Below are 13,124 nucleotides of genomic sequence, written 5' to 3'. Positions count from 1 at the left end.
GATCTCCTACAAGATCATCGGTTTTTTTGTTTGTTTCGCGAATATTTCGCACCGCCCGATTTTGTTCACTCAGTCGTTCTGCGAAACAGTGCTCTCGCTCTCGTCGAGCGCGCTGTCTATGAGCTTGATCAGTTCCAGTGCACTGCGAAAAGATTTGGTCTCATCTTTATCCGCCCAGGTGACTTTGCCCTGCCAGGTGGCGTTTTGCCGGTACTGGATCTGCACGACGAACGTCTCTTTGTCTCCGCGGTGCTTGGTGATCTGCGCCATGGGCGTTCCCTCCTTTTTCTCCACTGCCGGTACCGCCTGACGGCCAAAGCGCCGGCCCTGAGTCGATGCCTGTGGGCCGATCTCATCGAAGATGTGATCGAGCTGCAACACCACTCGCCCCAGCTCGGTAAAGCAGATAGGCGGCTGGTCATCGGCGTAATAGGCCCTGCCCTGCAGGGCGGTCTCACAACTCGAGTCGATACACAGGCATACGGCAGCGGGGGCGTTAATGGGGATGATACTCTCTTGCATGGGCTTCCCCCCTCTTCCTTATGCCTAAATCATATCATCTGGCGGTCACAAGACAGGTCACATTTAAAAGTTCTTCTCCGATTTTTTGACCCGCTCATTGTGACAACTTGTCCGGTGGGAGCGCCCCTCTCTGCATGCGGCGCCTTTTATATAGGTAAATAAAATCACACGGCAAAAAGCGACCGGAGCACTCTGCTCCGGTCGCTTTTCTATAAACTTTTTCGTGACCGCACCAGGTCAGTTGGCACTCACAGGTTTCTCTTGGCCAGCGCAGAGGTGTAGCGGACCGCCATTTTAATATCTTTATCCCGGCAGAAACGGCGAAAATTGTTGGCGATACGGCCCATGACCATGCGGCAGTTCTCCTGGTCGATCTTCATGAGCAGCACCAAGAACTGGCTCTTGCTGTAACGGGTATAGATATCGCTGCGGCGCAGCGAACAGGCGATCGCATTGTGGTAGGCCTGCACGCCGGCCTTTAATTTTTCCGGCGGCAGCGGGTCGCCGTTTTGATCGGTAAAGGTACACAGTGCCACAAAAGCCGAGTCGCCGTTGCGCTGAATGTGCCGCACCACAAAGCGAAAAGTGTTGATAAACACCTGGTAGTTGCAGTAATAGGCGCCGTGGGCGTCCTCGGTCTCGATGATCTCGCTGAGGATATCGTCCAGCGAGCGCTCCACATGCTCCAGCGAGCCGGTGATCTTGTGGTACAGTGCCCGCATTTCTTCCGAGGGCTCTACCCCCAGCTCGTCAAATAGCATCGCCGTGGTCGATTCGTACTCGCTGACCGCCTCGCGGGTGCGGCCCATCTGGTACAGGCAAAAAATATACAGCAGTCGGTAGAACTCCTCGTAGGGGTACAGCGTGACCGCCCGGTCGGCCACCTGCAACGCCTGCTCGTAATCCTCGCGCTGGCACAGCATCGAAAAGGCCTGCTCTACACAGTCGCGGTACATGCCCTGATATTTCACTGTGCGGCTCATCACCCAGGTCTGGCTGTAGGCGCGGGGCAAAAAGTCACCGCCGTACAGGGCGATAGCCCGCAAATAATGGCTGAGTTTTTCGCCGTCACGGGTATTGCGCGCCAATTCCCAGTGCTCGCAGAACTGCTCAACATCTATTTGGCAGGGCAAACTACTGGTAAATCCGTACCCACCCGATTTGGCGTAGATGTACTCCTTTTCGGGCAGACCGGCAGCGGTCAGCAGTTTTCTGGCCCGATAGGCCAGATTTTTGAGCACATTGAGGGGGTTGGCACTGTCATCGTCGCCCAGCAGTACCTCGATGAGCTCCTCCTGCGGCACAATGCGGTCGCGGTTTGCCAGCAAATAGCGAAACAGCGAAGTGGCTTTGCTCTCGCGGGACTGTTCTTTGATGACGGGTGTCTCGCCGTAGGTAACACTGAACCCACCTAACATCTTTACCTTTAATATCTCACCCAACGGTGTGGCCCCCCTTTGCGCTGTGCGGTGTTGCAGTCTCAAGCAGGATTGTCTCTGCAATATGTATGATGGTTTTTGTGACAAATACCCAAAATTTGTACAGTAGATTTTGCTTTTACAATATAAATATACTCGAATTCTGCCGCTTATGCAACTTATTTTTGTACTTTCTCATTTTACTGCCCCAGTATATCCTGTTGTTACCAGTCCGCTTTACAAGGCAAATTTACTCTGTTATAGTAAGGTTAGTTTGGTCCGTCTAATCGCCGGGCAAAGAGGAGGCGCTGGCTATTGCATAGAATAAGGCGATTTCTGGCGCCGGTCTTCTGCGCCGCACTGTGTTTACTGCTGTTTTGCAGCTGTGGCGACGACGGCATGCCCGACCCCGATAAGCAGGGTAGCTGGGACGCCACTCCCCAGGTGCTCACCGCCCCCACCGGCAGCGATGTGCGGGGCAACGACCGGGTGCTCGTAGATCTCTCTGGTACTGCGCAGGGCTGTGTTGCGGTGACTTACAGCGGGCAAAACCCCAAGGTTCGGCTGCAGATCACGCCCCCCAGCGGCAACGTATACACCTACATCGTGCGCACCGACGGGGTGGCGGCAGTGTTCCCTCTGTCAGAGGGAAATGGTTCCTACACCATCAACGTCTTTGAAAACACGCAGGGTGACCGCTATGCCCAGGCCTTTGGCACCACTGCCGAAGTGACTTTAGAAAACGAGTTTGCCCCTTTTTTGCACACCAACCAATACGTGCAGTACACCACCGACAGCCAGGCGGTAGTTCTGGGCAGCCAGCTGGCCAGATCGGCCGACACCGACCTGGATGTGGTGGAGAACATATATCGCTACATCTTAAAAAACATCTCTTACGACACCGATCTGGCGCAAAAGGTCCAGACCGAGGCGGGCTATCTGCCCGATCTGGACCAGGTGCTCAAAAATAAAAAAGGGATCTGTTTCGACTATGCGGCGCTGGCCACAGCGATGCTGCGCACCCAGCGCATCCCCACCCAGCTGGTAGTGGGGTACTCGGGTCAGGTGTACCACGCCTGGATCAATGTGCACATAGACGGCGTGGGCTGGGTGAACAAGATCATCGAGTTTAAAGGTGACAAATGGGTGCGCATGGACCCCACCTTTGATGCGGCCAAAAAAGGGCTCAATCAATTTGTGGGTAACGGCGACAACTATAACCCCCTGTACGTGTACTGAAAAGCGGCGGCCCCGCACCCCCGCGCTTAAAGGAGTGTATCGATATGGCAGCACAGAAAAAGCTACGCCAATTGGCCCCCGACGAGATCGCCGGCTTTTGCCAACAGCTGGCAGTCATAACCCAGGCCGGCATCCCCGCCCAGGAGGGGCTCTACGTGATGCTGGAAGATACCAGCGACAAATACAGCCGCGAACTATTGCAGCAGATGATCGACGCGCTGGAAATGGGAGAGCCGCTGTCGGCGGCAGTGGCCCAGTGTGGCCGCTTTCCCGACTACGTGGCCGACATGTTACAGGTCGGTGAGGGGTCGGGCCGCATCGATCAGGTGCTGGCCGCGCTGGCTGAGCACTATCAGCGCACCCAGGCCATCCATCAGGGAATAAAAGACGCCATCCTTTACCCCAGCGTGATGGTGGCCATGATGCTGGTGGTACTCGGGGTGCTGGTGATCAAGGTGTTGCCGGTATTTCGGCAGGTATTTTTGCAGCTGGGCAGCGACATGTCGCCGCTGGCGTTGGGACTGATGCACTTTGGCGCCGCCCTGAGTCAAAACGCAGTGTGGGTACTGTTGGCCGTCTTGGTGTTGGCGGTGCTCTATCTGGTGCTGCGGGCCACTCCGGGCGGGCGCAAGATCGGGGCAGTGCTCTCGCGGCACTGTTTTAAAAAGCTGCGGCGGGCCACAGCCATGGGGCGCTTTGCCTCCTGCATGTCGCTCACGCTGGCCAGCGGGCTGGACACCGACCAGTCGCTGGAGATGTGCCAGCGGCTGGTAGAGGACCCCGATACTGCTCAGAAGATACAGCGGGCCCGCCAGATGATGCAGGGCGGCGACCAGACGTTTATTCAGGCGATGTCGGCCACCGGGCTGTTTGGCGGGCTGCAGCTGAGCATGCTCACCGTGGCGGCCAAGGCCGGGGCGATCGATACGGTGATGGCCCAGATCGCCGCCATGTACCAGCAGGAGGTGGAGCGCCGCACCGACGGGCTGATCGGGGCCATTGAGCCGACGGTGGTGGCGGTGCTCTCGATCTTGGTGGGAATGATCCTGCTGTCGGTGATCCTGCCGCTGATGGGAGTGATGGCGTCACTATGAAAAAGGCATTCGTACAGGGGCCGCGGCGACGGCACACCGGCCTTTTGGGGGCGGCAGCACTGTTTTTGTGCATGGTGGTATTGGTGGTGTGCGGGGTAAACAGCATGAGCCGCAGCACCGCCGAAAAGCGCCAGCAGGCTGCCGGGCAGGCTATTCGCCGGGCGGCGGTGCAGTGCTATGCCATTGAGGGCCGCTACCCGAGAGACCTGTCGTATCTGCAGAAAAATTATGGTCTGCTGCTAGACAGCGACCACTTCGTATACCACTATCAGCCGCTGGGGGATAACCTGATGCCCCAGATATCGGTCTTTTACCTGCCGCAGGAGCAGTAGCGAGAGGAGGAAACACACATGGAGACCAAGCGCCGCCACACCAGCGATCTGCTGTTTGGCCTGGGACTGTTTTGCCTGTTCGTCATCACCTCGCTGCTGCTGGTGCTGCTGGGCTCGCGGGTTTACCAAAATGTAAACACCCAAATGGACCGCAATTACGACCTGCGCACCTCGCTGGTGTACATTACCCAAAAGGTGCGCCAATGTGAAGGCGGAGAGCTGCGGCTGGATGCGGTGGCCGGGCAGGACGCATTGGTGCTGACCAGCGCCGAGGGGACCGTACTGTACGAGACCTGGATATTTTGCGGCAACGGGCAGCTGCGGGAAGTGACGGTACAGCCGGGCACCGCCGTGAACCCCACCGACGGCCAACAGATCATGGAACTGGACACGCTGCAGCTGCAGCTGACGGCGCCCGGGCTTTTACAGGTATCGATAACTGGTGCTTACGGTCAGCAGGGTGCGACTTCGGTCTGCTTTGCACGGGGGGAGGCGGCGGTATGAGCCAGACAGCGGGGCGCCGCCACTCCGGCGCATTTTTGATCGAGCTCATCATCGTGATCTTGTTTTTTGCCTGCGCGGGGGCGGTGTGTTTAAACTTGTTTGCCGCCGCCAGCAATACCGGCGACCGGGCTACCGATCTGACCCAAGCCACCCTGCAGGCCCAGACGGTACTGGAGCAATCCAAAGCCAGCAGGGGCGACTTTGCACAGGTGGCGGCAATGGGCGGCGGAGCAGTCCAGGACGGGCGGCTGACCATCTATTTTGACAGCCAGTGGCAGCAGACAAGTGACCGCGACCGGGCTGCATATACCTTAACAGCTACTACCGAGACAAATGACAGCCTGTGCCGGATACGGGCGTCGGTACAAAAAGACGGCGCCGACATCTGCTCACTGCAGACGGCTCTGTACATCGGAGCTAGTGGGGAGGTGGCATCGTGAGCGGCGGCAAACGGCGGGGCGTGACGGTGGGCGGCGCCTGTATCCTGACCGTTTTTACCGTGCTGTGTCTTACCACATTTTCGGCGCTGAGTTTGGCCTCGGCCCGGGCCGACTACAAGCTGGCCCAAAAGGCCCACCATGCCGCCACCCAGTACTATACGGCCGAGGAGCAGGCCGAGACTGTTCTGTCGGAGTGGATAACGGCGCTGCGAGCCGGGCAGGATATCACCGGACCGCTGCAGGCAGCCGGCGGCAGCGCCGAACAGACCGAGGAAGGACTGCTGCTGACCTACAGCACCCAGAGTGGTAGCACACAGTTGATGGCGGAGGTACTTTTGCAGACCGATGCCAGCGGGCAGCCTACCGGGCGTGTACTGTACCAGCACCTGCAGCCGGTGACCGGGGAAGGCACTGCTGCAGGCGGTGAGAAAGGATAGAGTCATGGAACTTATCGATATCCTCAAGCAGGCGGCGGCCAAGCACGCGTCGGATATTTTTATCATAGCCGGCCTGCCGCTGAGCTATAAAATCAACAACCACATCACCCGCATGGAGACCGAGCGGCTGACCCCTCAGCAGACCCAGGAACTGGTGATGGGCATCTACTACCTGGCTGAGGGGCGCGACCCGGCGGCCCTACAGCAGCGGGGGGACGATGACTTCTCGTTCTCGCTGGTGGGGGTGTCGCGCTTTCGGGTGAGCGTGTACAAGCAGCGCGGATCGCTGGCGGCAGTTATACGGGTAGTGGCGTTCAGCCTGCCCGACCCGGCACAGATCGGCATTCCCGAACAGGTGCTGGCGCTGGGGCAGAAGATGAAGGGGCTGGTGCTCATCACCGGCTCGGCCGGCAGCGGCAAATCCACCACGCTGGCCTGTATCATCGACCGCATCAACCAGACCCGCAACGCCCATGTCATCACCCTGGAGGACCCGCTGGAGTACCTGCACCGGCACAGCAAGAGCATCATCAGCCAGCGGGAGATCTCGACGGATACCAGCAGTTATGTGGTGGCGCTGCGGGCGGCACTGCGCCAGGCGCCCGACGTGATCCTGCTGGGGGAGATGCGCGACTACGAGACCATCAATGTAGCCATGACCGCCGCCGAGACCGGCCATCTGGTGCTCTCGACGCTGCATACCGTGGGCGCGGCCAACTCGGTAGACCGCATCATCGACGTATTTCCGGTGCAGCAGCAGGCCCAGGTGCGCGTACAGCTGTCGATGGTGCTGGAGGCGGTGGTATCGCAACAGCTGGTGCCCACGGTGGACGAGCGGGTACAGCCCGCCTTTGAGATCATGATGTGCAACAGCGCCATCCGCAACATGATACGGGAGTCGAAGATCCACCAGATCGACTCGGTGATCGCGGCCGGGGGCGGGGCGGGGATGCGCAGCATGAACGGCAGCCTGCTGGAGCTGCAAAAGCAGGGCATTATCGACGCCCGCACCGCAGTGGAGTACAGTTTGACCCCCGACCTGATGGCCAAGCGGTTGGGCCTGTAATTGTTACCAAATTGTAAAAACGCAATAAAAAGCGCCTATTGCCACGGCAATAGGCGCTTTTTTGGTGTGTGACGTATGGGATGGCAGCTTATCTTTTTTACTCTGAAATAATGCGCTTGGCCATCCAGATATCGGGCCGGCCGGGACCATTTGCGTCGGGAAACACGCCGACAATGGAAAAGCCCTGTTTTTGGTAAAAGGGATAGGGGTGATCGCCGGTGAGGCGGATGTTCTCTATCTGTGACCAGGTATCGCGGTACAGGTCAGCCCCCGCGAGACTGGTGCCGCCAAACTCGTCGTCGCAGCCCAGGTACAGACAGCAGCAGCCCCGGGCAGCCACCCACTGTTGCAGCGCCGCCACCAGGCGGGTGCCGATGCCCCGGCGCTGCCAGGCGGGGGCGACCAGCAACGGGTGCAGCTCCCAGCCGGTTTGGCCGTACTGGGGCATAGCCCCCACAAAGCCCACCAGCTCGCCGCCAGCCAGCGCCCCCAGTGCCACCCGGCCGGGCGATAGCAGCGCGTCAGCCTCCTCTTCTCCACAATTTTTATACGCCTGTGGAAAAGTCTGCTCCAGCAGGGCGGCCAGCGGGGATAAAAAGCGGTCTTTTTTCCGGGAAATATCGCCTATCTCGACCGGCCGCCCGGCACACGGGACCGGCAGTGGCCGGTCGGGCATCGGATCGACCGGCTCGCGGTCGCCGTTTTGGGCCACCATGCGGCGGATGTCGCTGCCGCTGTAGCCCAGCAGCCGCCCCAGCTGATAGGCCAGCGAAAAGCGGGGGCGACCGGCGTACCGGCCCGCCTGTTGCAGGACGGCCTTATGGCGGTGGATGGACAGGTAGGCATCGATCGCGGCCCGGTCGCGGTAAAAGACCAGGTTGTAGGTGCCGCGGTTGAGGGACGCGGGAAACAAGTCGGTGACCAGGCCGCCGTTTTCACAGTAATAGCGCACCCCATAGCGGTCGGCCAATCCTTCGGCGTACGGGAGATAGCGGTCGCGGGCGGCCTGACTGGGTTGGGGATGGGTGAGCGCGACCGGCTTGACCCCGGCGGCGACCATCTCGGCAAAGCTGTCCATTACCCCACACTGATGGGAATAGGCGTCGATGGGTGGCATTTTGGGCTCCTTTCTGGCTAAAAAACAGCAGTAAACGCACTGTTTGTGCGCGATATTACCATTTTGAGGTCATATTACGGCCATTTTGCTGGTATCGATCCATGCTGTACCGGGACTACTTATCAGGACCGACTATTTGAGGCAGGGCACACCGCCATTATAGCACAAGACGCGGCGGTTCGGCGGTCCAGCTAATCAGGTTGGTCAAGACCGTTTATCAGTCCTGGGGGCGACCGGTATAAAAAGAGAGCAGACAGTGTGATCTTCTTACAGAAAAAGAGGTATCGGAAGACAGATCCGATACCTCTTTTTTACCGGGTATTTTTAGTGGGATGGAGGCGGCGGTGCGCGGAGAGCGCTCAGCCGATCACCTCGACGCCGAAGGTGACCGCCTCGCCGTTTACCTTCCAGTCCATGACAAAGCCGGCGGTCTGGCCGGCCACCACCTTGTCGGCCAGCACGTCGTGGCAGATGGTGTCGCGGTTGCGGTCGATGATGGCGGCAATCTTGTCGTTGCCGGTGTGGTACAGACAGATGTGGTCGAGCACGTTGAAGTCGGCCTCTTTGCGCATCGACTGCACCTTGCTGATGATCTCGCGCACAAAGCCCTCCTCGATGAGCGCCTCGGTCAGCTGGGTATCCAGCGCCACGGTGATACCGCGGTCGGACACCGTCTCGTACCCGGCAGCCTGGGCGGTCTCGATGAGCAGCTCCTCCTCGGTGAGGCTGATGTCGCCGTCGGACAGCGCCAGAGTGATGGAACCGGTGGCGTCGAGCTGGGCCTTGGCGGCACTGCCGTCGAGCTCGGCGAGCTTTTGGCGGATCTCACCGATCTTTTTGCCGTACTTCTGACCCAGTATTTTGAGCTGGGGCTTAAAGCTGTAGGAGGTGAACCGGCCGGCATCCTCCACCATGTGCACCGCCTTGACATTGAGCTCGTCGGCGATGATGTTTTTAAACATCTCGTCCAGCACGCAGTCGGCTTTGACGTAGAGGTTGGCCACCGGCTGCCGGTTTTTGATGTTGGCGCCGTTGCGGGCGGCACGGCCCAGCACCACGATCTGCAGCACCTGGTCCATAGCCTGCTCGAGCTCTCTGTCGATATAGCTCTGGTCGGCCACCGGATAGTCGCACAGGTGGATGCTCTCGGGGGCGGTGGCATCGATGCTGCGCACCAGGTTCTGGTAGATGTCCTCGGTCATGAAGGGTACCATGGGGGCGGCCAGCTTGGCCACGGTGACCAGAGCGGTGTACAGCGTCATATAGGCGTTTTGCTTGTCCTGACTCTGGCCCTGGGCCCAGAAGCGCTCGCGGCTGCGGCGCACGTACCAGTTGCTCATCTCGTCGACAAAGTCCTGCAGCGCGCGGGCGGCTTCGGGGATGCGGTAGTTTTCCAGGTCGCCGTCCACCTCTAAGATAAGGCTGTTGAGTTTAGAGAGCAGCCACCGGTCCATTACAGATAGTTTATTTTTATCTAAAGTATACTGTGTGGCATCAAATTTATCGATGTTGGCGTACAGCACGAAGAAGGCGTAGGTGTTTTGCAGGGTGGACATGAATTTGCGCTGGCCCTCGCGCACCACTTTATCAGAAAAGCGCTTGGGCAGCCAGGGAGCGGCGCCGGCGTAGAAGTTCCAGCGGATGGCGTCGGCGCCCAGTGTCTGCAGCGCCTCCATGGGGTCGACGGCGTTGCCTTTGGACTTGGACATCTTCTGGCCGTCCTCATCGGTGACCAGGCCCATGACCAGCACGTTGCGGTAAGGGGCCTTGTTAAACAGCAGAGTGGAGATGGCCAGCAGCGAGTAGAACCAGCCGCGGGTCTGGTCGACCGCCTCGGAGATAAAGTCGGCCGGGAACTGCTGCTCGAACAGCTCTTTGTTCTCGAACGGGTAGTGGTGCTGCGCAAACGGCATAGAACCGGAATCGAACCAGCAGTCGATGACCTCCGGCACCCGCTTCATGGGTTTGCCGCAGTGGGGGCAGGTGATGGTGACGGCATCGATATACGGGCGGTGCAGCTCGATATCGTCGGGGCAGTCGGGCGAGAGCTCTTTGAGCTCGGCGATGCTGCCGACGGCGTGCCGGTGGCCGCACGCACACTCCCAGATGTTGAGCGGGGTGCCCCAGTAGCGGTTGCGGCTGATGCTCCAGTCCTGCACGTTCTCCAGCCAGTCGCCGAAGCGGCCCTTGCCGATGCTGTCGGGGTACCAGTTGACGGTGTCGTTGTTGCGGATAAGATCCTCGCGCACATCGGTCATCTTGATGAACCACGACTCGCGGGCGTAGTAAATGAGCGGGGTGCCACAGCGCCAGCAGTGGGGGTAGGAGTGCTCGAACTTGGGGGCGGCGAACAGGAGCCCGCGCTTGTCGAGGTCGACGAGCACCTCTTTGTCGGCGTCTTTGCAGAACACGCCGGGCCAGTCGGTCTCGGCGGTCATTTGGCCCTTACCGTCGACCAGCTGCACGAAGGGCAGGTCGTATTTGCGGCCCACGTTGGCGTCGTCCTCGCCAAAGGCGGGGGCGATGTGCACCACGCCGGTGCCGTCGGTGAGGGTGACATAGCTGTCGCAGGTGACGTACCAGCACTTTTTGTCAGGCTCGACAAAGCGAAACAGTGGCTCGTACTCCATGTTTTCCAGGTCGCGGCCGATGTAGGTCTCGAGCACGGTGTAGTCCTCTTTGAGCACCGTGTCGGCCAGCGCGGCGGCCAGGTAGTATACGCTGCCGCCGCAATCGACTTTGACGTACTGCTCGTCGGGGTTGACACACAGCGCCACGTTGGAGGGCAGCGTCCAGGGGGTGGTGGTCCAGGCCAGGATATAGCTGTCCTCGCCTTTGACTTTAAATTTGGCGATGGCCGAGCGCTCTTTTACGTCTTTATAGCCCTGGGCCACCTCGTGGCTGGACAGCGGGGTGCCGCAGCGGGGGCAGTAGGGCACGATCTTAAAACCTTTATATAAGAGCCCCTTCTCCCAGATCTGCTTGAGGGCCCACCACTCCGACTCGATAAAGTCGTTGTCGTAGGTGACGTAGGGGTGCTCCATATCGGCCCAGAAACCCACCGCGTCGGAGAACTCCTCCCACATGCCTTTATATTTCCAGACGCTCTCTTTGCACTTTTCGATAAAGGGCTGCAGGCCGTACTCCTCGATCTGGTCTTTGCCGTCGAGGCCCAGCAGCTTTTCGACCTCCAGCTCGACCGGCAGGCCATGGGTGTCCCAGCCGGCTTTGCGGGGGACCATGGCCCCTTTCATGGCGTGGTAGCGGGGGATCATATCTTTAAAGGCGCGGGTCTCGACATGGCCGATATGGGGCTTGCCGTTGGCGGTGGGGGGGCCGTCGTAAAAGGTGAAGGTCTCCCCTTCTCTTCTGCTGTCGACACTTTTTTTGAAGATGTCGTTTTCACGCCAGAATTTCTCGATCTCCTGTTCGCGGGCCACAAAGTTCAGGTTCGTGGGCACTTTTTTGTACATGCAAATGACCTCCTGTTAAAGATGCTTGCGTTTTACCGGTATGCGCTGCCGGGCCGACAGACCGGTACTGTAAAAGAAAAAGGTCTTCGCCCTGCCAAACAGGACGAAGACCGTGCCTTCGCTATACCACCTATTGCCACATACCAACATATGCGCTTCCGATAACGGTGGAAAACCGGCAGCGACCTACTGGGGCGGCGGCCCTTTCAGCGTGCAACTACAGAGGGATGTTCAGTAAAGACCTACTGGCGCCGGGCTCGCACCCACCCCGGCTCGCTTGGGCTTTTGGTCAGGACCTACTGTCTCTGTCAATGTTTTTTGTCTATTCTTTTAAGAATATACCACGAAAAAAAACAAAATGCAAGATGTTGGGACAAACATCTGCCACCCGCACCGCACCGCGCCGGCGGCCGCCTTTTAAAAGCCCAGCTGGGGCAGGTACTGCTGCAGCTCGGCCAAGTTGGCGGCGCGCTCCATCGCCATCTGGGGACTGATGACCTGGTCGCGTACCAGGCGGGCCAGGTCACCCTCCATGGTGTGCATGCCGGTCTCGGCGCCTGACTGCATGGCCCCGGACAGCTGGTGGGTCTTGCCCTCACGGATCTGGCTGCGCACCGCGTCGGTACCCAGCAGCACCTCGGTGGCGGCGACGCGGCCGCTGCCGTCGGCTCTGGGCAGCAGCTGCTGGGTGATGACCCCCGCCAACACCCCGGCCAGCTGGATGCGTATCTGACCCTGGCTGTGGGAGGGGAACACGTCGATGATGCGGTCGACAGACTGGGCGGCGCCGGGGGTGTGCAGGGTGGAGAGCACCAGATGCCCGGTCTCGGCGGCGGTGACGGCGGCGGAAATGGTCTCGTAGTCGCGCATCTCCCCCACCAGGATCACGTCGGGGTCCTCGCGCAGGGCCGAGCGCAGAGCGCCGGCAAAGCTGCCGACATCCCGCCCCACCTCGCGCTGGTGGATCATGCTCAGGGCGGGGGCGTACACGTACTCGATGGGGTCTTCGATGGTGAGGATATGGCAGCTGCGGCTGCGGTTGATGGCATCGATCATGGCCGCCAGAGTGGTGGACTTGCCGCTGCCGGTGGGGCCGGTGATGAGCACCAGGCCCCGCGGCAGCATGGCCAGCCGGCGCATGACCGGCGGCAGGTGCAGCTCGTCGAGGGTGGGGATATCTGCCGCCAGCAGGCGGATGGCGGCACAGAGCTTACCCATGTGGCGGTACACGTTGACCCGCTGCCGGTCGCTGCCGCAGGCAAAGGAGAAATCGAGATCCTCCCCCGTTTCCAGCGCCTGGCGCTGGCGCTCGCCCAGCAGCGAGAATATGCGCTCCTGCTGGGCCGCGTCGTCGCCCAGCTCGCCGTTTACGAGCTGGCCCAGCCGCCGCAGCACGGTGGGCCGGCCCTGGGTGAGGTGGATATCGGAGCACCCGGTCTGCCGGGCGTAGGCGATCAGTTCTTCCAGTGTCACCGCAGTTCC

At 60.0% G+C, this 13,124-nt stretch carries 12 protein-coding genes; 7 read left to right on the top strand and 5 right to left on the bottom strand.

Translation table 11 applies throughout. The annotated features are described in order from the left end of the window. Positions 1–69: 69 nt before the first annotated feature. Positions 70–522 carry a hypothetical protein gene (locus tag C6Y32_RS15635; protein WP_243206524.1) on the bottom strand — a complete coding sequence of 151 codons (453 nt, stop codon included), beginning with the start codon at positions 520–522 and terminating at the stop codon, positions 70–72. 248 nt (positions 523–770) lie between these two features. Beyond that, entirely contained in the window at positions 771–1,964 is a 1,194-nt protein-coding gene (locus C6Y32_RS07175; RefSeq protein ID WP_105204620.1) for an AfsR/SARP family transcriptional regulator, read from the bottom strand. Positions 1,965–2,255: 291 nt separating this feature from the next. Here C6Y32_RS07175 and C6Y32_RS07170 point away from each other — a divergent pair, with 291 nt between their 5' ends. The 7 genes from C6Y32_RS07170 to C6Y32_RS07140 are packed head-to-tail and all read left to right on the top strand — an operon-like array spanning position 2,256 to position 7,052. Then, positions 2,256–3,179, top strand: a complete 924-nt coding sequence (locus C6Y32_RS07170) for a transglutaminase-like domain-containing protein (protein ID WP_105204619.1) — start codon at positions 2,256–2,258, stop codon at positions 3,177–3,179. A 44-nt stretch (positions 3,180–3,223) separates the two neighbouring features. Continuing rightward, on the top strand, positions 3,224–4,273 hold the full coding sequence (locus tag C6Y32_RS07165; protein ID WP_105204618.1) for a type II secretion system F family protein: 1,050 nt from the start codon (positions 3,224–3,226) through the stop codon (positions 4,271–4,273). Beyond that, positions 4,270–4,605: a hypothetical protein gene (locus C6Y32_RS07160; protein WP_105204617.1), complete on the top strand. Its 336-nt coding sequence runs from the start codon at positions 4,270–4,272 to the stop codon at positions 4,603–4,605. Before C6Y32_RS07165 ends, C6Y32_RS07160 begins: the two co-directional genes overlap by 4 nt. Positions 4,606–4,623: 18 nt before the next feature. Continuing rightward, the gene (locus C6Y32_RS07155) at positions 4,624–5,109 is read left to right on the top strand and encodes a DUF4860 domain-containing protein (protein ID WP_105204616.1); all 486 of its coding nucleotides are present in this window, start codon (positions 4,624–4,626) and stop codon (positions 5,107–5,109) included. Then, positions 5,106–5,549, top strand: coding sequence for a type II secretion system protein (locus C6Y32_RS07150; RefSeq protein WP_105204615.1), 444 nt, complete (start codon positions 5,106–5,108; stop codon positions 5,547–5,549). The genes C6Y32_RS07155 and C6Y32_RS07150 overlap by 4 nt, the downstream gene beginning before the upstream one ends. Further along, on the top strand, positions 5,546–5,986 hold the full coding sequence (locus tag C6Y32_RS07145) for a hypothetical protein (RefSeq protein WP_105204614.1): 441 nt from the start codon (positions 5,546–5,548) through the stop codon (positions 5,984–5,986). The genes C6Y32_RS07150 and C6Y32_RS07145 overlap by 4 nt, the downstream gene beginning before the upstream one ends. A gap of 4 nt (positions 5,987–5,990) precedes the next feature. After that, on the top strand, positions 5,991–7,052 hold the full coding sequence (locus C6Y32_RS07140) for a type IV pilus twitching motility protein PilT (protein WP_105204613.1): 1,062 nt from the start codon (positions 5,991–5,993) through the stop codon (positions 7,050–7,052). 97 nt (positions 7,053–7,149) lie between these two features. On the opposite strand, the gene C6Y32_RS15850 is transcribed toward C6Y32_RS07140, so the two are convergent. The 3 genes from C6Y32_RS15850 to C6Y32_RS07125 form a co-directional block, all read right to left on the bottom strand. Then, a complete protein-coding gene (locus tag C6Y32_RS15850) occupies positions 7,150–7,680 on the bottom strand; it encodes a GNAT family N-acetyltransferase (RefSeq protein ID WP_370738811.1) in 531 nt (176 codons plus the stop codon). Positions 7,681–8,528: 848 nt separating this feature from the next. After that, complete coding sequence (gene ileS / locus C6Y32_RS07130) at positions 8,529–11,642, bottom strand: isoleucine--tRNA ligase (RefSeq protein WP_105204612.1); 3,114 nt, start codon at positions 11,640–11,642, stop codon at positions 8,529–8,531. Between the two features lie 417 nt (positions 11,643–12,059). Next, complete coding sequence (locus C6Y32_RS07125; RefSeq protein WP_105204611.1) at positions 12,060–13,115, bottom strand: type IV pilus twitching motility protein PilT; 1,056 nt, start codon at positions 13,113–13,115, stop codon at positions 12,060–12,062. Positions 13,116–13,124 lie beyond the last annotated feature (9 nt).

It is taken from the genome of Neobittarella massiliensis (ex Bilen et al. 2018) (genome assembly GCF_900289145.1).
GTDB classification, from domain to species: Bacteria; Bacillota; Clostridia; order Oscillospirales; family Ruminococcaceae; genus Neobittarella; species Neobittarella massiliensis.
The sequence above is the reverse complement of the archived record's forward strand: the minus strand, read 5'-3'. Positions and strand labels throughout refer to the sequence as shown.

Excerpts from the sequence above, each read along its gene's own strand:
- C6Y32_RS07155 (WP_105204616.1), top strand. The coding sequence starts at position 4,624 with ATGGAGACCAAGCGCCGCCACACCAGCGATCTGCTGTTTGGCCTGGGA.
- C6Y32_RS07165 (WP_105204618.1), top strand. The coding sequence starts at position 3,224 with ATGGCAGCACAGAAAAAGCTACGCCAATTGGCCCCCGACGAGATCGCC.
- C6Y32_RS07150 (WP_105204615.1), top strand. The coding sequence starts at position 5,106 with ATGAGCCAGACAGCGGGGCGCCGCCACTCCGGCGCATTTTTGATCGAG.
- C6Y32_RS15635 (WP_243206524.1), bottom strand. The coding sequence starts at position 522 with ATGCAAGAGAGTATCATCCCCATTAACGCCCCCGCTGCCGTATGCCTG.
- ileS (WP_105204612.1), bottom strand. The coding sequence starts at position 11,642 with ATGTACAAAAAAGTGCCCACGAACCTGAACTTTGTGGCCCGCGAACAG.
- C6Y32_RS07160 (WP_105204617.1), top strand. The coding sequence starts at position 4,270 with ATGAAAAAGGCATTCGTACAGGGGCCGCGGCGACGGCACACCGGCCTT.
- C6Y32_RS07140 (WP_105204613.1), top strand. The coding sequence starts at position 5,991 with ATGGAACTTATCGATATCCTCAAGCAGGCGGCGGCCAAGCACGCGTCG.